The organism is Megamonas rupellensis DSM 19944 (assembly GCF_000378365.1).
Classification (GTDB): Bacteria; Bacillota; Negativicutes; order Selenomonadales; family Selenomonadaceae; genus Megamonas; species Megamonas funiformis.
In genome coordinates, this window is sequence record NZ_KB899572.1 from 34,419 (window position 1) to 56,113 (window position 21,695).

The 21,695-nt window shown below is 31.5% G+C and carries 22 protein-coding genes and 2 riboswitches; of the genes, 8 read left to right on the top strand and 14 right to left on the bottom strand.

Annotated elements, in window-relative coordinates:
• Window positions 1-56: 56 nt before the first annotated feature.
• The 9 genes from F553_RS0103875 to F553_RS0103915 all read right to left on the bottom strand — a co-directional run bounded on the left by F553_RS0103875 (window position 57) and on the right by F553_RS0103915 (window position 8,754).
• Window positions 57-821, bottom strand: a complete 765-nt coding sequence (locus F553_RS0103875) for a DeoR/GlpR family DNA-binding transcription regulator (RefSeq protein WP_018999066.1) — start codon at window positions 819-821, stop codon at window positions 57-59.
• Window positions 822-951: 130 nt separating this feature from the next.
• Window positions 952-2,145 (bottom strand): ATP-grasp domain-containing protein, encoded by a 1,194-nt coding sequence (locus tag F553_RS0103880; protein ID WP_026296917.1) that lies wholly within the window; start codon window positions 2,143-2,145, stop codon window positions 952-954.
• A gap of 53 nt (window positions 2,146-2,198) precedes the next feature.
• Complete coding sequence (locus F553_RS0103885; protein ID WP_018999068.1) at window positions 2,199-2,951, bottom strand: esterase family protein; 753 nt, start codon at window positions 2,949-2,951, stop codon at window positions 2,199-2,201.
• Window positions 2,952-2,997: 46 nt separating this feature from the next.
• Window positions 2,998-3,762, bottom strand: a complete 765-nt coding sequence (locus tag F553_RS0103890) for an alpha/beta hydrolase (protein WP_018999069.1) — start codon at window positions 3,760-3,762, stop codon at window positions 2,998-3,000.
• A gap of 348 nt (window positions 3,763-4,110) precedes the next feature.
• A complete protein-coding gene (ribH, locus tag F553_RS0103895) occupies window positions 4,111-4,578 on the bottom strand; it encodes a 6,7-dimethyl-8-ribityllumazine synthase (protein WP_008538641.1) in 468 nt (155 codons plus the stop codon).
• A 64-nt stretch (window positions 4,579-4,642) separates the two neighbouring features.
• Window positions 4,643-5,842 (bottom strand): bifunctional 3,4-dihydroxy-2-butanone-4-phosphate synthase/GTP cyclohydrolase II, encoded by a 1,200-nt coding sequence (locus F553_RS0103900; protein ID WP_018999070.1) that lies wholly within the window; start codon window positions 5,840-5,842, stop codon window positions 4,643-4,645.
• Between the two features lie 18 nt (window positions 5,843-5,860).
• Entirely contained in the window at window positions 5,861-6,508 is a 648-nt protein-coding gene (locus F553_RS0103905; RefSeq protein WP_018999071.1) for a riboflavin synthase, read from the bottom strand.
• Between the two features lie 4 nt (window positions 6,509-6,512).
• Window positions 6,513-7,640 carry a bifunctional diaminohydroxyphosphoribosylaminopyrimidine deaminase/5-amino-6-(5-phosphoribosylamino)uracil reductase RibD gene (gene ribD, locus F553_RS0103910; RefSeq protein ID WP_051081842.1) on the bottom strand — a complete coding sequence of 376 codons (1,128 nt, stop codon included), beginning with the start codon at window positions 7,638-7,640 and terminating at the stop codon, window positions 6,513-6,515.
• A gap of 130 nt (window positions 7,641-7,770) precedes the next feature.
• A riboswitch (FMN riboswitch) is annotated at window positions 7,771-7,887 on the bottom strand.
• A 60-nt stretch (window positions 7,888-7,947) separates the two neighbouring features.
• Entirely contained in the window at window positions 7,948-8,754 is an 807-nt protein-coding gene (locus F553_RS0103915; RefSeq protein ID WP_018999073.1) for an MBL fold metallo-hydrolase, read from the bottom strand.
• A 247-nt stretch (window positions 8,755-9,001) separates the two neighbouring features.
• On the opposite strand from F553_RS0103915, the gene F553_RS0103920 reads away from it, so the two are divergent.
• From F553_RS0103920 to F553_RS0103955, 8 genes are all read left to right on the top strand, one after another.
• Window positions 9,002-9,979: a polyprenyl synthetase family protein gene (locus F553_RS0103920; protein ID WP_018999074.1), complete on the top strand. Its 978-nt coding sequence runs from the start codon at window positions 9,002-9,004 to the stop codon at window positions 9,977-9,979.
• A gap of 27 nt (window positions 9,980-10,006) precedes the next feature.
• The gene (gene tatA / locus F553_RS0103925) at window positions 10,007-10,336 is read left to right on the top strand and encodes a twin-arginine translocase TatA/TatE family subunit (protein ID WP_018999075.1); all 330 of its coding nucleotides are present in this window, start codon (window positions 10,007-10,009) and stop codon (window positions 10,334-10,336) included.
• 81 nt (window positions 10,337-10,417) lie between these two features.
• On the top strand, window positions 10,418-10,609 hold the full coding sequence (locus tag F553_RS0103930) for a twin-arginine translocase TatA/TatE family subunit (protein ID WP_008538649.1): 192 nt from the start codon (window positions 10,418-10,420) through the stop codon (window positions 10,607-10,609).
• Between the two features lie 11 nt (window positions 10,610-10,620).
• Window positions 10,621-11,415: a twin-arginine translocase subunit TatC gene (tatC, locus tag F553_RS0103935; RefSeq protein ID WP_008538650.1), complete on the top strand. Its 795-nt coding sequence runs from the start codon at window positions 10,621-10,623 to the stop codon at window positions 11,413-11,415.
• Window positions 11,416-11,457: 42 nt separating this feature from the next.
• On the top strand, window positions 11,458-12,918 hold the full coding sequence (locus F553_RS0103940; protein WP_018999076.1) for a menaquinone biosynthesis decarboxylase: 1,461 nt from the start codon (window positions 11,458-11,460) through the stop codon (window positions 12,916-12,918).
• Entirely contained in the window at window positions 12,911-13,759 is an 849-nt protein-coding gene (locus F553_RS0103945; protein WP_008538652.1) for a 4-hydroxybenzoate octaprenyltransferase, read from the top strand. The genes F553_RS0103940 and F553_RS0103945 overlap by 8 nt, the downstream gene beginning before the upstream one ends.
• Before the next feature lie 17 nt (window positions 13,760-13,776).
• Window positions 13,777-14,643: a bifunctional methylenetetrahydrofolate dehydrogenase/methenyltetrahydrofolate cyclohydrolase FolD gene (gene folD, locus F553_RS0103950; RefSeq protein ID WP_018999077.1), complete on the top strand. Its 867-nt coding sequence runs from the start codon at window positions 13,777-13,779 to the stop codon at window positions 14,641-14,643.
• Window positions 14,644-14,676: 33 nt separating this feature from the next.
• Window positions 14,677-14,762: riboswitch (ZMP/ZTP riboswitch) on the top strand.
• Window positions 14,763-14,877: 115 nt separating this feature from the next.
• The gene (locus F553_RS0103955) at window positions 14,878-16,548 is read left to right on the top strand and encodes a formate--tetrahydrofolate ligase (protein ID WP_018999078.1); all 1,671 of its coding nucleotides are present in this window, start codon (window positions 14,878-14,880) and stop codon (window positions 16,546-16,548) included.
• Window positions 16,549-16,619: 71 nt separating this feature from the next.
• Here F553_RS0103955 and F553_RS0103960 read toward each other — a convergent pair whose 3' ends face one another.
• The 5 genes from F553_RS0103960 to F553_RS0103980 form a co-directional block, all read right to left on the bottom strand.
• On the bottom strand, window positions 16,620-17,804 hold the full coding sequence (locus F553_RS0103960; protein ID WP_018999079.1) for an MFS transporter: 1,185 nt from the start codon (window positions 17,802-17,804) through the stop codon (window positions 16,620-16,622).
• Between the two features lie 130 nt (window positions 17,805-17,934).
• Complete coding sequence (locus tag F553_RS0103965; protein ID WP_018999080.1) at window positions 17,935-18,588, bottom strand: HAD family hydrolase; 654 nt, start codon at window positions 18,586-18,588, stop codon at window positions 17,935-17,937.
• Between the two features lie 41 nt (window positions 18,589-18,629).
• Entirely contained in the window at window positions 18,630-19,772 is a 1,143-nt protein-coding gene (locus tag F553_RS0103970; RefSeq protein WP_018999081.1) for a mannitol-1-phosphate 5-dehydrogenase, read from the bottom strand.
• Between the two features lie 27 nt (window positions 19,773-19,799).
• Complete coding sequence (locus F553_RS0103975; protein ID WP_018999082.1) at window positions 19,800-21,212, bottom strand: PTS mannitol transporter subunit IIBC; 1,413 nt, start codon at window positions 21,210-21,212, stop codon at window positions 19,800-19,802.
• A 48-nt stretch (window positions 21,213-21,260) separates the two neighbouring features.
• Window positions 21,261-21,695: a PTS sugar transporter subunit IIA gene (locus tag F553_RS0103980; RefSeq protein ID WP_018999083.1), complete on the bottom strand. Its 435-nt coding sequence runs from the start codon at window positions 21,693-21,695 to the stop codon at window positions 21,261-21,263.

A 21,695-nucleotide genomic window follows, 5' to 3' on the forward strand; every position in this document is an offset into this window, starting at 1 on the left:
AAAATTTCTTATTATTGTCAACAAGTTTATATTATTTTTTATTATTTATTATTATTTTATCTGCTGATAATTTCTATATTATATTTTAACAATTCTTTTTCTTCTGTTTCCGTCAAATTCTCATCAGTAATTATTCCTTGAAAATCTTCGATATTAGCATATTTATAACTTCCCGATTGTTTTAATTTTTCACTTTCTGCCATCATATAACTTTTTCTACTAATATTTAACACTTCTTTTTTCGTAATACCATCATTTGCCATATAAGTAGTTACTGCATTATCGTAAATATCTACACTGACAACACCCATAAAAGCTAAATCAAAACGGAAATTTTTCAACATCTCTATTGTTAAGCTGCCCACAAAACCATCTTTGCCAAAATCAAATTCTCCACCGATAAAAATTACTCTTATATTTGATTTTGCCAATATATTCACTATCTCCAACATATTCGTTACAATAATAGCCTTCAAATCACTTTTAGCAATGAGATAAGCCAGCTCAATATTTATCGTAGATATATCTAAAAATACAACATAATCATCTTTTATCAAGGATAATGCTTTTTGTGCTATCTTTTGCTTAGCTACTAAATTAATGGATTTTCTTTGTGTAGCAAATTCGCGATGCACATTTTCTTTTATTAATACAGCTCCGCCATACGTTTTTTTCAATTTGCCTTGCTGAGCCAATAAAGCTAAATCCTTGCGAATTAAATCCTCACTGACCTTAAATTTTGCACTCAATTCTTTTACTTTCACGCGACCATTTTCTTTTAATTCTTGTATAATCAAAGCATGTCTTTCTTCTACAAACACTTTTATCACCTTCAAAACTAAATTATTCCCCTTATTATTTTACTGCATAGCCTAAAAATCCAAAATAAAAAGATGAGATATCTATTTAAAATATCTCATCTTTTTTGTCTTTTATATTTAGTTTTAAAGTTTATCTACAAGCTAACACATCATTATAAAAAGCGTCCATTTCTTCTTTTGTATTGAAATTAGCTATATACATTTGATTTCCCATTGCCCCAGAAAGAGCATCAGCTACTCGTCCTGACATCTTCATGTTAGCGCCGTATTTATGCATTATATCTTCATCACTCATCACGAAGTTTTTACCATCACGACGACCAGCAAATGCACAAAAAGCAGTCTGACCAATTCCTCTTAAGGAACTATCATATGCTATCATATCTGCCCATATTTTATATACATCGGTACTTTGTGAAAAGTTCATCATGTCTGGGCTAATACCGCCACTTGGTCTCATATTTACTTCAAGCCCAATGAGTTCACCTTTTCTACCTAAACCTTCATGGTCTTTCAATAAACGGAAAAATTCAAAATGCACAAAACGACTTTTTACGCCAAAACTTTTTACTGTCGCTCTACCCATAGCACGTGTATCATCAGCTAAATTATTTAAAATATAAAAAATACTATTATCTGCATTATTTACTACATCCATGAGTGACATTGGTGTTACATTACCAATCTCAAAAATTGGCTCCCCATGAGAATTGATAATCGCATCATAAGAATTTATCTCTGCATATATGTATTCTTCCATAATATATTCTATGTGCGAAAATTTTGTTGCAAAGAAATATGCCACTTCATCTTGATTATTGAGCTTATATGTGAAGCTAGCACCCACACCATTATTAGGTTTTACAATTACAGGATAACCAACTTCTTGAATAAACGCCATACAATTTTCCCAACTATCCACAATATGATAACGTGCTGTAGGAATGCCTGCTCTAGCATAAAATTCTTTCATTCTAGACTTATATTTTACCTTTGGCATATCTTCATTGTGAAAGCCAGTTTTAATATTAAAATCTGTACGCAATCTAGCATCACGTTCTAACCAATATTCATTATTAGACTCTAACCAATCAATTTCACCATATTTATTTCTAAAGAAATCTACTGCTCTACAAACTTCATCATAATTTTCAAGACTGCCAACTTTATAATATTCATTCAAACTATCTTTTAGTTCTGGGCATAAATTATCATAAGGAGCATCGCCTATACCTAATACATTCAAACCATTATTTTTTAATTCTCTACAAAAATGCCAATAATTTTCTGGGAAATTAGGAGATATAAATATAAAATTTTTCATGATAATATCATAATATCCTTTCTTTATAATATCTTTTTTCATCTCTCTTCATCTCAACCTAGTAAATACGGTACAAAATAAGCTACTTGTTTGTGCCACCAATACCAATCATGACTACAATCATAACCCCAATAATCTACCCAAGTATTAATATTTTTTTCTCTTAAAATATCATCAAGTTGACCTGTTGAAGAAGGTATTTCCCAAGCTCCTTTGCCTACGCAAATCACAGATTTTTTTAGATTATATAAATGAATATATGGATGGTCATATGGCATATTTTTTAAATAATCCACAGGAGAATTATTATAAACAATATCGTCCATATAGCCATCAAATCCATAGCTTGCAGTGTAAATACCACTTAATGCCAATAATCTATCAAATAAATCTGGTCGACGATAAAATAAATTTGTTGCATGTGTAGCACCTAAGCTACAGCCAAAGACCATTATTCCAGGATAACCAGTCCAACCATTGCGCAAATTCACCATATCTCGCATAAAAGGAACCATTTCATCTGTAATATATCTCATCCATTGTTCATGACGTTCTGCTCTCCATCTTGGGTCAGCGCCTTTATTTGACCATGTTTCTTTATCCATTGTATCTATGGAAAAAACCATCACTTGACCGCTTTCTATCCATGGAGCCCAAGTATCTGTCATTTTAAAATTCTCAAAATCAAAAAAACGCCCATCTTGACAAGGAATATATAAAACTGGTCTACCTGCATGACCATATACTTTAAATTCCATATCTCTATTTAAATTATAGCTATATCTTTTAAAATACTGTACTTCCATAAACTATCACTACATATAGTAGCTAAAATTCACCTCTTATTATTTTTTATTTTTCATATAATAAAGTTTCAACAAAGAAAGGAATTTGTTTTTCCCAACTTGCTTCACTATGCGTACCATTTGGTACAATGCGAGCATTCAATCTGATATTTTTTTTCATCAACATTGAAGATATCATCGCAAATTTTTGTATCATATGTTTGTATCGTGGAAGTTCCTCTGTACCATAATCCATATAAACTACAGTATCTGGATTAATATTAGCGTTTTTTATCATTTTGGCTAATTTTTGTGGACCTGTCCATATAGATGGTGATAAAGCTGCCGCTCTAGAGAATATATGATTGTATTCAAGTATTGCATATAAACTCATTAATCCTCCCATGGAGCTTCCTGCGATAAATGTATTATTTCTATCAGAAAGTGTGCGGAAAGTATTATCAATTGTTGGCTTTAATTCATTGACAAACCAATCCATAGTAATTTTCCCTAAACTTTTGATATTCCCAAATGTTTTATCTTTAAATGGATACGGTGTATATTCTTTTAATCTACCATTATCTGGATTTTGATTACAAGCTGGAGCCACTACTATCATTTGTGTATTTGTATATTCAAGATATTCTTTTAATCCCCATGATTTTCCATAAGTGGCATCGCTATCAAAAAATACATTTTGTCCATCAAACATATATAATACAGGATAATATTCGTCTGGTTTTTCATTATAAGAATTTGGAAGATATATATATAATTTCCTATTTTCTTGGCCTGTTAATTCTGGTATAGTTATATCCCATACATCAATCACAATTATCACCATTACTGAAAACTTATAAATTACTTTATAAGGTTACACCTTTTCAATAAATCCTTTCTTTTTTGCTTAAGTATTTACTTAATACTCAACGTGGTAACTTACGTTTTAAAATAATAAAATTCATTTAGAGATTATAAAACTCATCATGTCTAATCTCAGGAGATTTTAAGGCTTCTAGAGAGATTTTTTATTAAATATACCATATTTCAAAACAAATTTCAACACCAACCCTAAAATTACATGTAAACATGTAAACTAATAATAATTAAATAAAGAGGATATTTCTATATGTTTTATAAAAATATCCTCTTTAATATTTATCTATATTTATTTAAAATATTATTTTATTTTCTTTAATAAGCTTGCCATTTCCATAGCTGCCATAGCTGCATCGCTACCTTTATTACCTGCTTTTGTACCAGCACGTTCTACAGCTTGTTCGATATTTTCAGTAGTTACTACACCAAAAATAGTAGGTACGCCTGTACTCATTCCTACTTGAGCTACACCTTTAGATACTTCATTACATACATAATCATAATGAGTAGTTGAGCCACGAATAACAGCACCTAAGCAGATAACAGCATCATATTTTCCTGTTTGTGCTAATTTTTTAGCTACTACAGGAATTTCAAATGCACCTGGTACCCAAGCAACATCAATATCATCTTCATTTGTTTCATGACGACGAAGTGTATCAATTGCTCCAGATAATAATTTACTTGTAATGAACTCATTAAAACGAGCTACTACAATACCAATTTTTAAATCTTTACCATTTAAATATCCTTCTAATATATTAGCCATTAAAAAAACCTCTTTTCTTTATACTTAATATTTGTATTAAAGATTATTATTTAGTATCTATTTATTATTTTAATAAATGTCCCATTTTTTCTTTTTTCACTTTTAAATAACCCGCATCATATTTATTAGCAGGGATTTGAAGTGGTACTCTTTCTACGATTTCTAAGCCAAAACCTTCAAGACCTGCTCTTTTAGCTGGATTATTAGTCAATAAACGTATGCTAGATAAACCTAAATCTTCTAAGATTTGAGCCCCAATACCGTATTCACGTTCATCAGGAGCAAAACCTAATAAAACATTTGCTTCAATTGTGTCTTTACCTTGGTCTTGAAGTGCATACGCTCTGATTTTATTTGCAAGACCTATGCCACGACCTTCTTGACGAAGATATAATAATACACCTTCACCAGCTTCTTCAATTTTTTGCATTGCTAAATGAAGTTGATCGCCACAATCACAACGCATAGAACCTAATACATCACCTGTTAAACATTCAGAATGAACGCGTACTAATACATTCTTTTTATTTCTTACATCGCCTTTGACAATAGCTAAATGACATTTTCCATCTAATTTGCTTTCATAAGCCATTACTCTAAAATGACCAAATTTATTTGGAAAATCTGCTTCAGCTACTTTTTCTACCATTTTTTCTGTAGTTTTACGATATTCTACTAATTGAGCTACAGTTATAAATACTAAATCATGTTTTTTGGCAAATTCAATTAAATCTGGAGTACGAGCCATATGACCGTCTTCCTTCATGATTTCACAGCAAAGACCTGCTGGTTTTAAACCTGCTAATTTTGCTAAATCTACAGTAGCTTCTGTATGACCAATACGGCAAAGTACGCCACCTTCTTTAGCACGAAGAGGGAACATATGACCTGGACGACGTAAATCTTCTGGTTTTACATTATCATCAATTAAAACTTCAACTGTTCTAGCTCTTTCAAAAGCAGAAATACCTGTAGTTGTATCTACAGCATCAACAGATACAGTGAAAGCTGTTTCATGATTATCTGTATTGTGGCTAACCATCTGATTTAAACCAGCTTTATCAATGAGTTCGCCAGACATTGGCACGCAGATTAAACCTTTTGCATGAGTAGCCATAAAATTGATGATTTCTGGAGTTGCTTTTTCAGCAGCTACGATTAAATCGCCTTCATTTTCACGGTCTTCATCATCTGTTACTAATACCATTTTACCTTGTTTAAATGCTTCAATAGCTTCTTCAACTGTATTGTATTTAAATTCCATATGTCTATACCTCATTTCTTAAAAACCATTTTCACGTAAAAAATCTAAACTCAATGATGATGATTTTGGTTTATCTTGTTTAAAACTCAATAATCTTTCTACATATTTACCCACGACATCATTTTCTACATTAATTATCGAACCTACTGATTTACTAAGTAGTGTTGTAACTTCAGATGTATGTGGTATTAGCGATACTGTAAAATTATCTTCACCTAAATGTGCTACAGTAAGACTTACTCCGTCTAAAGCAACAGAACCTTCAGAAATGATATATTTTAAAATTCTATCATTAGCTGTTAAAGTAACACGTGTAGCATTATCATCTTTTTTCATTTCAATAATTTTAGCAGTGCCATCAATATGGCCACTTACAATATGACCGCCCAATCTACTTGATAAAGTCAAAGCTCTTTCTAAATTGACTTTATCGCCAATTTTTAATAAACCCATATTCGTCTTGCGCATGGACTCTGGCATAACATCTGCTATAAAATAATCACTTGCTAAAAAAGTAACTGTTAAACATATACCATTTACAGCAATACTATCACCTAATTGTGTATTTTCTAAAACTTTCTTAGACTTAATAGATAATTTTATAGAATGAGTGCCTTTTGCTATAGCCTTTACAACACCGATTTCTTCTACGATACCTGTAAACACTGTATCACACCTTATCTTTATCTACTCTACCTATGATTAAAATATCTTCTTCTAATTTTTCAATTTGGATATCTTTTAACGCTAGAGCTTCTTGTAAATTTAAAATACCTGTTCCTGCTACAGGAGTTTTCGCTTCTTTACCGCCAATAATTTTTGGGGCAATAAAGAAATATACTTTATCTACTAATTTTTTTGCAACAAAACTTCCGCTTAAAGTAGCACCGCCTTCAACTAAAATGCTACAAATATTTTGTTGTCCTAAAATATCTAGTAATTTTTCTATATCTACTTTATCATTTTCATCTTTATCCACTACAATGACATCAACATCTTGAGCTTGTAGTTTTAAAATTTTATCTTTATCCGCTTTATCTGTAGTAGCAACAATAGTTTTTGCTGATTTATCTTGTACTACATTAGCATTTATATCAATTTTTAAACTGCTATCTACAACAATTCTAATTGGATTTTTTCCGCCATCTACTCTAGCAGTGAGCATAGGATTATCTTCTATCACAGTATTAATTCCTACCATGATACCATCATAAATATCACGTAATTTATAACCATACGCTCTTGATGTTTCATTTGTTATCCATTTTGATTGACCTGTTGCTGTAGTAATTTTTCCATCTAAAGTCATAGCAGCTTTTAAGACTATAAATGGTTTTTTATGTTCAATCCATTTAAAGAATACTTCATTTTGTTTACGCAGTTCATCTTGCAAAAATCCATATTCCACATGAATACCTGCATCTTCTAAAATCTTAAAGCCTTTACCTGCAACTTTAGGATTTACGTCCAATAAACCGCCATATACATTTTTTACTTTTGCTTCTACTAAAGCTTTAGCACATGGTGGTGTTTTGCCATAATGAGCACACGGTTCTAATGTTACATATACATCAGCACCTTGAGCTAATTCTCCTGCTTGATTTAAGGCATGAACTTCAGCATGTGGTGTACCTGCTTTTCTATGCCAGCCACAACCCACAATCCGATTATCTTTGACAATAACAGCACCGACTAAAGGATTAGGGGAAGTTCTACCGATTGCATTTCCTGCTAACTGCATGGCAAGTCTCATATACTTTTCATCGTAACTCAAAAAATCACCATTCTTTCTGTTCATTCTTTGGTTATAATTTTTAAAGAATTAAACAAAAAAGGCTGTTAAATGCATTGCAAATAACAGCCTAATCAGCTTTATATTATAAATTAATTATCTATACTAATTCACTTTTATAAACTAATTTATAACTTTCCATCTTTTCTCATCCAGACTATACTGTCGGCTTTGGAATTTCACCAAATCATGCAAATAATTGCTCGCGGGCTTTACCGCCGGTAGGGAATTGCACCCTGCCCCAAAGACTGCTTTATTTAGTTACAAGAACATCATAGCACTTTACTATGAATAAATCAATATTTATTCTTTATTATTTCAAATTTATTACATCTAAATCATCAGGTACATATAAATTTCCATAATAATATTGTTTACCTTCATCAGTGTATAATTCTTTGCGTTTATCTATATGTTTATCTTCTGTATGATATAAAATCAAATTTTTAACTTGTAATTGTTCCGCTAATTCACAAGCTTCTTTTACTGTACTATGGTGTTTTTCATATGGTTTGAAAATATCTCTATCTCCATATAAACAAAATGCTTCAGATAATAAATAATCAGCATTTTGAGCATAAATTTCACAGACTTCATTATATGGTTCATCACCTAAACAACATAAATTCATGCCATCTGCAAATTCAGCACTAAAACCAAATTGCTTTTCTTTTGTAGATAAAATATCAAAGAAAATGACTTGCATATTTAAAATTTCTCTTTGGTCGCCATCTTCAACCACATCAAAAATAATATTTTTGCCAATTTGTGCTAAATCTTTCTTTTTCAAAGTCAAATTTGCAATAGTTTCTACTACCATTTTTACTTTATCATGACAATAGATATGTAACTTGCCTTCATATTTTCCTTGGTTCATCAAAGTAGCTATCTTACGCACTACCCAAATTACACCGAGAACATGGTCTGTATGCGCATGTGTAATAAATAAGTGATGGATTTTTGTCATATCTATTTGCGCTTTTTCTAATTGAGCTAAAATTCCATTTCCGCCACCAGCATCAACTAAAAAATATTCATCATCTATATTTAAGGCAAAACATGTATTAAAACATTTTGTAACCATAGCATTGCCTGTTCCTAATAAGATTAATTTTCTCATAGCTAGCACCTCTATTAACATAATAGTTGTTAGTATTTATTATAGCACAAAAGAATAAACTCTGGGTTTATTTCCTACATTTCATCTATGTATACAAATACTTACCTATAATAATACATAACCTAGTCTGTTACTTTTTATTTATCATTAAAGAAAGCCATATAATAATAATTTATTATTTACTAACATGTCTATTTTGTAGTAAACTTAATTAAGTTAGTAATTCGAAATATGCAGGTGATATAATTTGTTAACAAAAAACAAAATGTTCTTCATTATTAAGAAAGATTTATCATCGCTAGAAAATTTATTACATGAGACGGTTACATCTCCTGTTGACCTTATAACTGATATCGGAAATCATCTTATAAGCTCTGGCGGAAAACGTATTCGACCCGCCTTATATCTTCTGGCGACAAAGAGTAATCCTAATTTAGATAAAGATTATGTAATGCCTCTTGCTATGGCACTAGAAATGATTCATACAGCTTCTCTTGTTCATGATGATGTTTTAGATAATGCAGCTACTCGCCGTGGTTCTGCTACTGCCAATGCAAAATGGGGAAATAATATAGCCGTACTTACTGGCGACTATCTATTTGCTAAAGCATTTGCAGCCATTGCTAAAAATGATTATGGCACGCGAATTTCTGAACGCTTAGCAACTATTGTCTGTGATTTAAGCGAAGGCGAAATCTTACAAAACCATTTTGGTTATACAATTCCAGACTCTATTGATATTTATTATGAACGCATTGCCAAAAAAACAGCTAATTTTATTGCTACTAGCTGTGAAATCGGTGCAATTGTTGCTAAATTATCAGCAAAAGAAGTTGATGCTCTCCGTGAATACGGTTATTGTATCGGTATGGCATTCCAAATAGTTGATGATATTTTAGATTTAACCTCTGACTCTAAAAAAATCGGCAAACCTGCTGGAAACGATATTTTGCAAGGTGTAATCACTCTTCCTGTAATTCATGCCTATAAGCATGGCGAAAATAGCGAAGAGTTAAAAAATATCATCGAAAATCGTCAAATGAGCTTAGAAGAATTAAATCGTGCTATTAATATCGTAAAAAATTCCAACAGTATTGATTTTGCAAGACAAACTGTTACAGAATTTTTAAATCGCGCTAAAAATATTCTACCTGATAGCTTACCACAGCCAGTTAGAACATCTTTCATTGAAATAGCTGATTTTATTGGTAGCCGTGATTATTAAAATAAAATTTTTACTGAGGTGACTTAAATGTTTGGTATTGGTTTTCCTGAACTTATCCTTATTTTAATCATTGGTCTTGTAGTATTTGGTCCTGGCAAATTGCCTGAAATTGGTCGTGCTGTAGGTAAAGGCTTACAAGAATTTAAAAAAGCCACTTCTGAATTATCAAATTCCGTTAATAATACTACTAATAACGCTTCTATAACTCCTACACCACCTAATCCAGCTAACCCAGAACAACCAGCTGTAGCTCCTGTCTTCATGCAAGAAACTGCTACAGAAAAAAATACTACTACTGCAAAAACAGAAACAACAACACCTAAAACTCCAGTTGAACCTGAAAAAACTACTAAATAATCTATAATAATTGACAACTACTTTTTAAATTATATTCTTTATTTAGTACTAAAAATAAAAATAAAAGTAAAGGTGATTTAAATGTATAGTATTGGTATTCCTGAACTTGTATTAATCTTGGTTATCGCTTTAGTTGTATTTGGTCCTGGTAAATTGCCAGAAATCGGTAAAGCTGTAGGCAAAAGTCTTCGCGAATTCCGTTCTGCTTCTACAGAAGATAATACAAAAACTATTGATGCTAAAAATGAAGACGAAAAAAAAGATAAAAAGTGAGGTAGCAATTTATGTCTCAAGATATGAACGAACATACTTCTGCTAATACTGTTACTGCTTCAACTTCAGAAAATCTACCAACAACTGAAGTTAACGAGCAGACAACTACAAATAATGGCAGTATGTCCATTATTGCTCACCTTACTGAGCTTAGAAAACGCCTTATTCGTTCACTAATTGCTATAGGTATTGGTAGCTGTGTTGCCTATTATTTTATTGAAGACATAATGCACATCTTAACAGGCCCTGCTGGAAAGCTTTATTATATGCAACCAGCAGAGGCATTTTTTACTTATATTAAAGTTGCTGTATTTGTCGGATTTTTACTTGCTCTACCTATAGTTTTATATCAAATATGGCGATTTGTTTTACCTGCCTTGATCGGTATGGAAAGATATTTAATCTCCGTTATCGTGCCTATTTCGCTAATTTTATTTTTAGCTGGTTTAGCCTTTTCCTTTTTCTTTGTCATGCCAGCTGGGATAAAATTCTTAATGGGCTTTAGCACTGAAGAACTTCAACCTATGTTTTCGCTAAAACAATATTTTGACTTTGTCATTGCCTTTTTATTGCCATTCGGCTTTATCTTTGAAATGCCTTTAGCCATTATATTATTAGCCAAAGTAGGTATTATTTCTTCAAAATTCTTAGCAAAACAACAACGCATTGTAATCTTTTTAACTTTTGTTGTTGGCGCTATTATCTCCCCAACACCAGATGTTTTTTCCCAATCTATGATTGCTATACCTATGATTTTACTTTATGAAATAAGTTATGTCATAGTTCGTTTTGCTATGAAAAAATAATGTTAATCACTTACGCAATATAAATATAAAGGAGCGATTTTTTTGGCTTTTTATGATTTAAGAGAATTCATCAACACTTTGGAGTCTCGTGGTATGCTCAAACGCATCAAAACTCCTGTTGATTGTAATTTAGAAATCACTGAAATCACTGACCGCGTTTCCAAAATGGAAGGCAAAAAAAATGTAGCTTTATTATTTGAAAATGTAAAAGGCTACGATATGCCTGTACTTATGAATGCTTTTGGTAGTATGGAACGCTTGGCACTTGCTTTTGGTGTAAATGATATTGAAGAAATTCCTAATGAACTTCGTGAAATCTTAAGATTACCTTATATTTCCCTTCAAAATAAAATGGATTTAATCCACATTATTCCAACTGCAAAACGTGCTATTAATTTCCCTAAATATGTAAAAAAAGCACCTTGCCAAGAAGTAGTTATCACAGATAATCCTACTTTAGATAAATTCCCTATTTTGAAATGTTGGCCTCAAGATGGTGGTCCATTCATCACTTTACCACTTGTATTCACTCGCAATCCAAAAACAGGTAAACGCAATGTTGGTATGTATCGTTTACAAAAATATGATGGTCAAACAACTGGTATGCACTGGCATCTTCATAAAGATGGTGCTAGTAACTATCGCGCTTATCAAGAAATGGGCAAAGATAAAATTGAAGTTGCAGTCGCTATCGGTACAGACCCAGTAATCACATATGCTGCTACTGCTCCACTTCCTCGTGACATTGATGAAATGGTATTTGCAGGCTTTTTACGTAAAAAATCTGTAGAAATGGTAAAATGTAAAACTGTTGATGTTGAAGTACCAGCTTGCAGTGAAATCGTACTTGAAGGATATGTAAATATCGGTGAAACTCGCCGTGAAGGTCCTTTCGGCGACCATACAGGTTATTATTCATTAGCTGATGATTATCCAGTATTCCACATCACTTGTATAACACATCGCAAAAATCCTATTTATTCTGCTACTATCGTTGGTAAACCTCCAATGGAAGATTGCTTCTTAGCTAAAGCTACAGAACGTATTTTCTTACCATTATTACAACAGACTTTACCTGAAATTCGCGATATCAATTTCCCTCTTGAAGGTGTATTCCATGATTGCGTAATGGTATCCATCAAAAAAACATATCCACAACAAGCTAAAAAAGTAATGCATGCTATTTGGGGTATGGGACAAATGATGTTCACCAAAATGATCATTGTCGTTGATGAACACGTTGATGTTCAAAAAGAAAAAGAAGTTTGGTGGCGTGTTTTTAACAATATTGATGCTAAACACGATATTGTAATGGTTGAAGGTCCACTTGACGCCTTAGACCACTCCTCACCAATGGCAAAATGGGGTACAAAAATAGGTATTGATGCTACAAAAACATGGCCAGAAGAAGGACATACTCGTGAATGGCCTGATGAAATTAACATGTCTGACGATATTAAAAAACTTGTAGATGCAAAATGGCAGGAACTCGGTCTTGAGTAAATTATCTGCTCATATTAATAATATAGCTCTTCATCATTCTGTATTTGCCCTACCCTTTGCTTATATGGGATTATTCCTTGCGGCAAAGGGTATCCCTACTTTTCACGATTTTTTATGGGTAACACTTGCAATGATAGGAGCTAGAAGCTCTGCTTTAGCTATGGACAATCTTGTCGATTTGAAATTTGATAAACAACAAAATCGCATGTCCAAGCGTCCATTAGTTACTGGAGCAATTAAACCTATTGAAGTAATTATCCTCATCATCGTCAGTCTTTGTATATTTTTATATTCTGCTAGTCAACTAGCTCCTATTTGTCTAAAATTAACACCAATTTGTTTATTTTTCTTATTATTTTATCCGTATACGAAAAGATTTACTTTTCTTTGTCATTATTTTTTAGGTGTAGCTTTAGCCATGGCACCTGCTGGTGGATATATCGCTGTTACAGGTGAATTGCCATTTGGTATTATTTTATTAAGTGGTGGCGTTTGTTTATGGATTGGTAGTTTTGATGTAATTTACGGTAGCCAAGACCGCCAATTTGATTTAGACCATAAACTTCATTCTATGGCAACACAATTTGGTGTAGCTAATGCTCATAAAATAGCAGCTTTTTTCCATTTTATTTCTATTTTATGTTTTATCGGTGCTGGAATCTATTTTGATTTATCCTTTATTTATTATATTGGTGTATTAATAGCTATCTTGACATTAATTTATCAACATAGCCTCATCACTCCATATGATTTCAGTCGTTTAACTCAAGTTTATTTCATGCGCAATGGCATTGTTTCTATTGTCATTTTTGTATTTACATTAATTGATATTTTAAGTTAATAAAGAAGGTGTTATTTTTGAGTGCACAAATTTTATCCGGAAAAATATTTGCTAGTGAATTTAAAGAAGAAGCAAAAAAACAAGTTTTAGCTTTAAAAGAACAATATAATATCACTCCTGGTCTTGCTGTAATTATCGTTGGTGAAAATCCAGCTTCTAAAGTTTACGTAAATAATAAACATCGCACTTGCGAAGAAGTTGGTATCTATTCTGAAGTTATAAGCATGCCTGCTGATACAACAAAAGAACAACTCATCGCCAAAATTGATGAATTAAATTATCGCCAAGAAATTCATGGTATTTTAGTTCAATTACCACTTCCAGAAGCTATTGCTAAAGAAGAAGCAGATATTTTAAATGCTATTTGCCCATTAAAAGATGTTGATGGCTTCCACCCTGTTAATGTTGGTAAATTGATGATTGGACAAGACGATGGCATGATACCTTGTACTCCATATGGTTGTTTAAAAATGCTTCAATCTGCTAAAATCAATATAGATGGCGCACATGCTGTTATCGTTGGTCGCAGTAATATTGTGGGTAAACCTATGGGACAATTATTACTCGCTCAAAATGCCACAGTTACTATCTGTCATTCACATACTCACAACCTCAAAGAAATTTGTCGTTCTGCTGATATTTTAGTGGCAGCTGTGGGCAGACCTCATTTTATTACTGCTGATATGATAAAACCTGGTGCTACTGTAATTGATGTTGGTATCAACCGCATTGCACCTAAAAAATTAGTTGGTGATGTAGACTTTGATAATGCTGTAGAAGTAGCTGGTGCTATCACACCTGTTCCAGGTGGCGTAGGTCTTCTCACTATAGCTATGCTCATGCAAAATACTATCAATGCTGCAAAATTACAACTTGCTAAATAAATTTGCCTTTGTTATAATAAAAGCATAATTTCATAAATAGTATGGAACTGACGGATTTTAGTGGAATTAACCACATGAACCGTACTATTATCAAAAAGTCGACCGTCTGGGCATAATAATATATGCTCAGGCGTTTTTTTATGCCTAAGCATATGTTTGGCAAAATTTATATTGCCTTTTTCCAAAATATATAATACTATCAAATTAGTTTAATTATTGGAGGTACTAAACCACATGAAAACAGACGTGCAAATTGCTCAAGAAGCTATTATGGAACCTATTGGTAAAATTGCTCAACATCTTGAAATCCCAGAAGATGAACTTGAATTATACGGAAAATATAAAGCTAAAATTTCTTTAAACTATTGGAACACAACTCTCCAACAAAAAGAAAATGGTAAACTTATTCTTGTAACAGCAATTAATCCAACTCCTGCTGGTGAAGGTAAAACAACTACTAGCATTGGTCTTGGCGATGCTCTTCATAAACTTGGCAAAAAAACTGCAATCGCTCTTCGTGAACCTTCCTTAGGTCCATGCTTTGGTATGAAAGGCGGTGCCGCTGGCGGTGGTTATGCTCAAGTAGTGCCAATGGAAGATATCAATCTTCATTTCACTGGCGATTTCCATGCTATAACATCTGCTCACAATTTACTTGCTGCTGTTATCGATAACCATATCCAACAGGGCAATGCTCTTGATTTAGATGTTCGTCGCATCACTTGGAAACGCGTTGTCGATTTAAATGACCGTGCTCTTCGCAATATCATCTGTGGTTTAGGTGGTAAAGCTCATGGCGTACCACGCGAAACTGGTTTTGATATCACTGTTGCATCTGAAATGATGGCTATTTTATGCTTGACTTCTGACCTTGAAGATATGAAAAAACGTCTTGGCAATATCATCATCGGTTATACTAGAAGCGGTCGTCCTGTTCGCGCTGAAGAATTAAATGTAACAGGTGCTTTAACTTTATTATTCAAAGATGCAATTAAACCAAACCTTGTACAAACTCTTGAAGGCACTCCTGCTCTTATCCATGGTGGCCCTTTTGCTAATATCGCTCATGGTTGCAATAGTGTAATGGCTACTAAATACGCTTTAAAAATGGCTGATTATACTGTTACTGAAGCAGGTTTTGGTGCTGACCTTGGTGCTGAAAAATTCCTTGATATCAAATGTCGTTTCACTGGATTTAAACCTGATGCAGTAGTAATCGTTGCTACTATTCGCGCTTTAAAAATGCATGGTGGACTTGCAAAAACTGAACTTGCTACTGAAAATATCGAAGCACTCAAAAAAGGTATGACTAACCTTGCTAAACATATTGAAAACATTCAAAAATTCGGTTTACCAATCGTTGTAGCTATAAATGCTTTCCCTACTGATACAGAAAATGAACTTCAAGAATTAAAAGCTCTTTGCGAATCTATGGGGGCTTCTGTAAGCATTTCCGAAGCTTGGGCTAAAGGTGGCGAAGGTGCTATCGACCTTGCTCAAAAAGTTATTGAAGCAACTGAAAAACCTTCTAACTTCCAATACATGTATGATGTAAATGATTCTATCAAAGATAAAATCAATGCAATCGCTACAAAAATCTATGGTGCTGATGGCGTAAATTACACACCTGCTGTAGAAAAAACTATCGCTGAATTTGAAGTTGAAGGTCTTGATAAAATGCCAATCTGCATGGCAAAAACTCAATATTCCTTAAGTGATGACCAATTCAAATTAGGTGCACCAACAGGATTTAAAATCACTGTTCGCGAACTTCGCATCAATGCTGGCGCAGGCTTTATCGTAGCCTTAACAGGTAATATCTTAACAATGCCTGGTCTTCCTAAAAAACCTGCTGCTGAAAATATGGATATCGATATTAACGGAAAAATTACTGGTTTATTCTAATTTTCTACGTTAATTATTAATTAAAAATCAAAACCCCAAAAGTTAATTTAAATAAACTTTTGGGGTTTATTTTATCCTCTTTTATTAAATTTAGTCATATTTTTTAACAATCTAAGATTGATAATCATAGCGATAATGGCAAAAATCGCACCACCTAGACCAACAAAAGGCATAGGTGCAAAATTTATGATTATTCCACCACAAGCTGAACCTAGCGCTATACCTGTATTAAACGATACAGGATTTAATGCAGAAGCTAAAGTTATAGCTTCTGGTTTTTCTCTTGTGGCTGTCTTCAAAAAATGCAATTGCGCTGGTGAATTTTGTAAATACATTATCACACCCATGAGTAAAATATTTATCAAACCTAAAACTAAATGATAACTAGTAAAAATAAGTGCAAGCAAACATAGAGCTTGTAAGAAATATACCATTGGCATTTTCTTCATGCCACCTAAACTAGCTATTCTTCCTGAAAGTAAATTACTGATAATCGTACTAATACCAAATAAGCTCAATACTAAACTTGTCATGGAAATAGGAATTTGTATATATTGCTGTAAAATCGGTGTCAGATATGTATAAAATACATAACTTCCAGCAGCACCACAGATTACAATAAGCATACCATAATTTATACGCATACTTTTCAATAAAATAAATTGATTACATAAATTTGTTTTTTGTCCACTGCCCACATTTGGTAAATAATGCCACAACATCAATAAAATACATATACTAACTACAGATAATAATATAAAAGTCATTTGCCAACTAAATATTTGACAAATAATCGTACCTATAGGCACACCAAAAACAGAGGCTATACTAAAACCTGCAAAAATCCAACTGATGACTTTTGGTTGATATTGAACAGTCGCTATTTCAGAAGCAAATGTCATCGAAATAGATAATATTGTTCCTGAAATCATCGCAGTTATAATTCTGGCTAATACTAAAATATAATAATTACTCGCTAAAGCACATAAAAAATTTCCTAAGATAAAACATATTGCTAATATCAATAATACATAATATCTGTTATAAGCACTGACTGCTGCTGTGATAAACGGAGTGCCTATTGCATAAGCAAAAGCAAAAACTGAAATTAAATTACCCGCCATAGTCAACGAGCAATTTATATCATTTGCTATATCAGGCAAAATACCCACAATTATAAATTCACTCGTTCCTAAAATGAAACTCAATAAAATTAAACTTAAGACAGCCATAGTATTATATGTTTTTTGTGCCATCAAGATAATCTTCACCTTCTCTAAAATACAAATTTATTTAAACATAAATTATACTTATTCAAAGGAAAAAATCTAGTATTTACAACCATTATTCATCATTTAAACTACAAAAATCACGATTTTGACTATATTAATTAAAAGTTTTTAATAAATGTATAACATCTAACAATGATTTACATTCTTTAAAATATAACTTTTTAGTTTCTTCATCTGCTGGTAATATATCAGGTATCATTATAGATTTTATTTTTGCTCTATGTGCTGCTAATATACCCATTCTTGAATCTTCTAATACTATTACTTCATCAGCTGGTAAATTTAATTTCTCTAAAGCTTTCAAGAAAATATCCGGTAATGGTTTAGATTCTTTTATCTCATCTCCACAAATAATATCATCAAATCTATTATATACATTTGCTCTTATTAATACATTCTCTGCTACCTTTCTATATGATGATGTTGCTACTACTTTTTTTATTTTTTCTTCATCTAAATAATTCAATAGTTCTATTAACCCCAATTTAACTGGTACACCATTTTTCTCTAAATAATCATTTACTACTTTTTTATGCAAATTTATAATATCTTTTATCGGAATGTTATCTCCTAAATATTCCTCAAATACTTTTATAGCTTTTTTCTTTTCTAATCCAATTGTTTTTGATATTATTTCTTCATTTAAATTAATATCATATTTACTAAATATATCTATTAATAATTTATTACTAATAGTTTCAGTATCTAATATTAATCCATCCATATCAAAAATTAAACCTTTAATCATTATCTTGACTCCTAAAAAAAAGCAGGATAAATCCTGCTTTTTTATTTTAATTCATTATATTTTTTTACAATAAGTTGTACTAATCTAGAATTTCTATTTAATTTACTATATTTTTCTAAGGCTTCTTCTACACCATTTTGTAATATAAAATCTTGTAATTCTTTCGCTTCTACATCTTTATCATTTTTAAAATGTAATGCACAAGCAATCACTGTTGATAAAGCTACTGGTTCTATATTATTTTCTAATAATTGTTTTGCTGGAGCTATCAATCTTTCATTTTCACCAATTTTTCTAATTGGTGAACGAGCAACTCTTAAAATATCATCTGAAATATATTTACTAGAAAATCGCTGTATTATCTTGTTTATATACGCTTGATGCTTTTCTAAATCAAAACTATATTTCTTTACTAACAATTTAGATGTTTCTTTTGTTACCTGTCTAACTATCTCCATTATTTTTTTATCTTGTGTAGCTTCATATACTGTTTTCTTGCCATACATATATCCTAAATATGCAATTGAAGCATGTGTTGCATTTACTGCAAATAATTTACGTTCAATATAAGCTTGTAAATTATCTACATAAGTTACTCCACATATATTAGGTTTACTTCCAATAATATTTGAACCATCTATATCCCATTCGAAAAATTCTTCTGTTTCTACTAGTAGCTTTTCTTCATTATTTTGTATGGGAACAATCCTATCTACTGCTGAATTAGGAAAACTAATATATTTTTTCAATTCTTTTATTTTTAATTCATCAAAATGTTTATATACCAATTCTTCTAGTTTAGAACTAGCACCTATCATATTTTCACAAGCTATAATATTTAATGGTTTTTTATTTTTTATAATACGTTCATTTATTCCTTTAGCAATTACAGGGGCAATATATTTTAAAATATTTGCTCCCAATGCAGTAGTTATTATATCTGCTTGTACAATTTTTTTTACAACCAAATCTATATCATTACTATTAACTGCACTAATATTTTCTACCTCAATAAATTTTGGAGTGTCACCTACTAATTTAATTCTATATTTTCCTAAATTATTTATATCATCAATTACAGTTTGATTTACATCTAAAAAACAAATTTCATAGCCCGATTCATATAATAATTGACCAATAAATCCTCTACCTATATTACCTGCACCAAAATGTACGGCTAACATATTATCACTATCCTTATTATTTAATGATTACTTATTATTCTCTTGTTTTATTCTTTCAATAAGCATATCGATATTAGTATCTTTTAAATAATTTTCAATAGTTATAATTTCTTTGTTACCAGAAACCATTTTTGCTCTATCATACAAATTTTTATGTGTTACAATTAAATCTACATTTTCTGGTACTTTTTCAATAGCAAAATGTTCTACTTTTATATCAATTCCCATTTTAGCTAATTTTTTCTTTAATAAACTAGCTCCCATAGCACTACTACCCATACCAGCATCACAAGCATAAGCTATAAAAGATATTTTATTATTAGAACTATTTTTTCCTGTTGTAACACTATTAAATAAATCTTTACCTTCTTGCTTCATTGCTTTAGATTGTATCATTGATGCATTCAATTCTTCATCGTTATTAACTTTTGATACTTTTAAAATAAATGAAGTTATAACGAAACTAACAATAGCAGCTACTAATACACCAGCTATTACACCTAAAAAATTCCCCTTTGGTGTTAATGCTAAATATGCAAAGATAGAACCTGGACTTGGTCCAGCTGCTAAACCTACACCAAACAACTGAAATGTAAAAATACCGCATGCCGAACCACAAATCATGGATATAATTGTAATAGGTTTCATTAATACATAAGGGAAATACATTTCATGTATACCGCCAAAGAAATGTATTATGATTGCTCCTGGTGCCGTACTCTTGGAAGCCCCTTGACCAAATACTGCATATGCCAACAATAAACCCAAACCAGCTCCTGGATTAGATGCAACCATAAAATAAATAGATTTCCCTGTGTTTAAAGCATCTTGCATTCCTAATGGATAGTATACACCTTGGTCAATAACATTATTTAAAAATAATACTTTTGCAGGTTCATTTATTAATGCTAATATTGGTAAAATACCTGTACTAACTAATGCTTTGATTGCAATACTTATAATATTATTTGCTTCTTGTACTGCTGGACCAATAAATGAATTAGCTAATAAACATAAAATAAAACCTATAATACCCAATGAAAAGTTATTTACTAACATCTCAAAACCTGTTGGAATTTTATCTTCTATCATTCCATCAAATTTTTTAATAATATATGCACTTAATGGGCCCATAATCATAGCCCCTAAAAACATTGGAATATTTGCTCCTACAATTAAACCAATAGTTCCAATAGTACCTGCAATACCACCTCTAGTGTCATAAATTAATTTACCTCCAGCATATGCTAACAACAATGGTAATAATGTGCTAACCATAGGTCCAACTAATTTATTAAATTGCTCATTTGGAATCCATCCTGTAGGAATAAACAATGCTGTAATAAAGCCCCACGCAATAAAAGCACCCATATTAGGAATTACCATAGCTGTTAAAAAACCACCGAAAGCTTGTATTTTAGCTCTTACATTTGATTGCATTATTTGTACCTCCTATTAAAAATAAAAATTACTATTGCATTAATATAATTATTCAGAAAATAAAATCTCTTTTATTTGATTTTTATTATGAGCACGTCTTATGGCCTCTGTTTTCTCATCATCAACTAATAGATCTGCTAACTCAGCCATCAATTCTAAATGACCTTCATCTTCTTTTGCTGCTAGTACAATAATTATATCAACATCATTTTCTTGTGGAAATATTACTGGTGTTTTCAATTTAAGAAATGAAATTCCATTTTCATTTACACCATCTTCTGGTCTAGCGTGTGCCAAAGCGATATGTGGCATTATAATCATATATGGACCATTCTTATATACACTATTTATCATAGCTTCCACATAAGATTCTTTTATTATATTTTTTTCTAATAAAGGTTCTGATGCTTGTTTTATTGCTAATTCCCATGAATCAAATTCATCTGTTAAAATAATATTATTCTTTAAAAATTCTTTTAACAT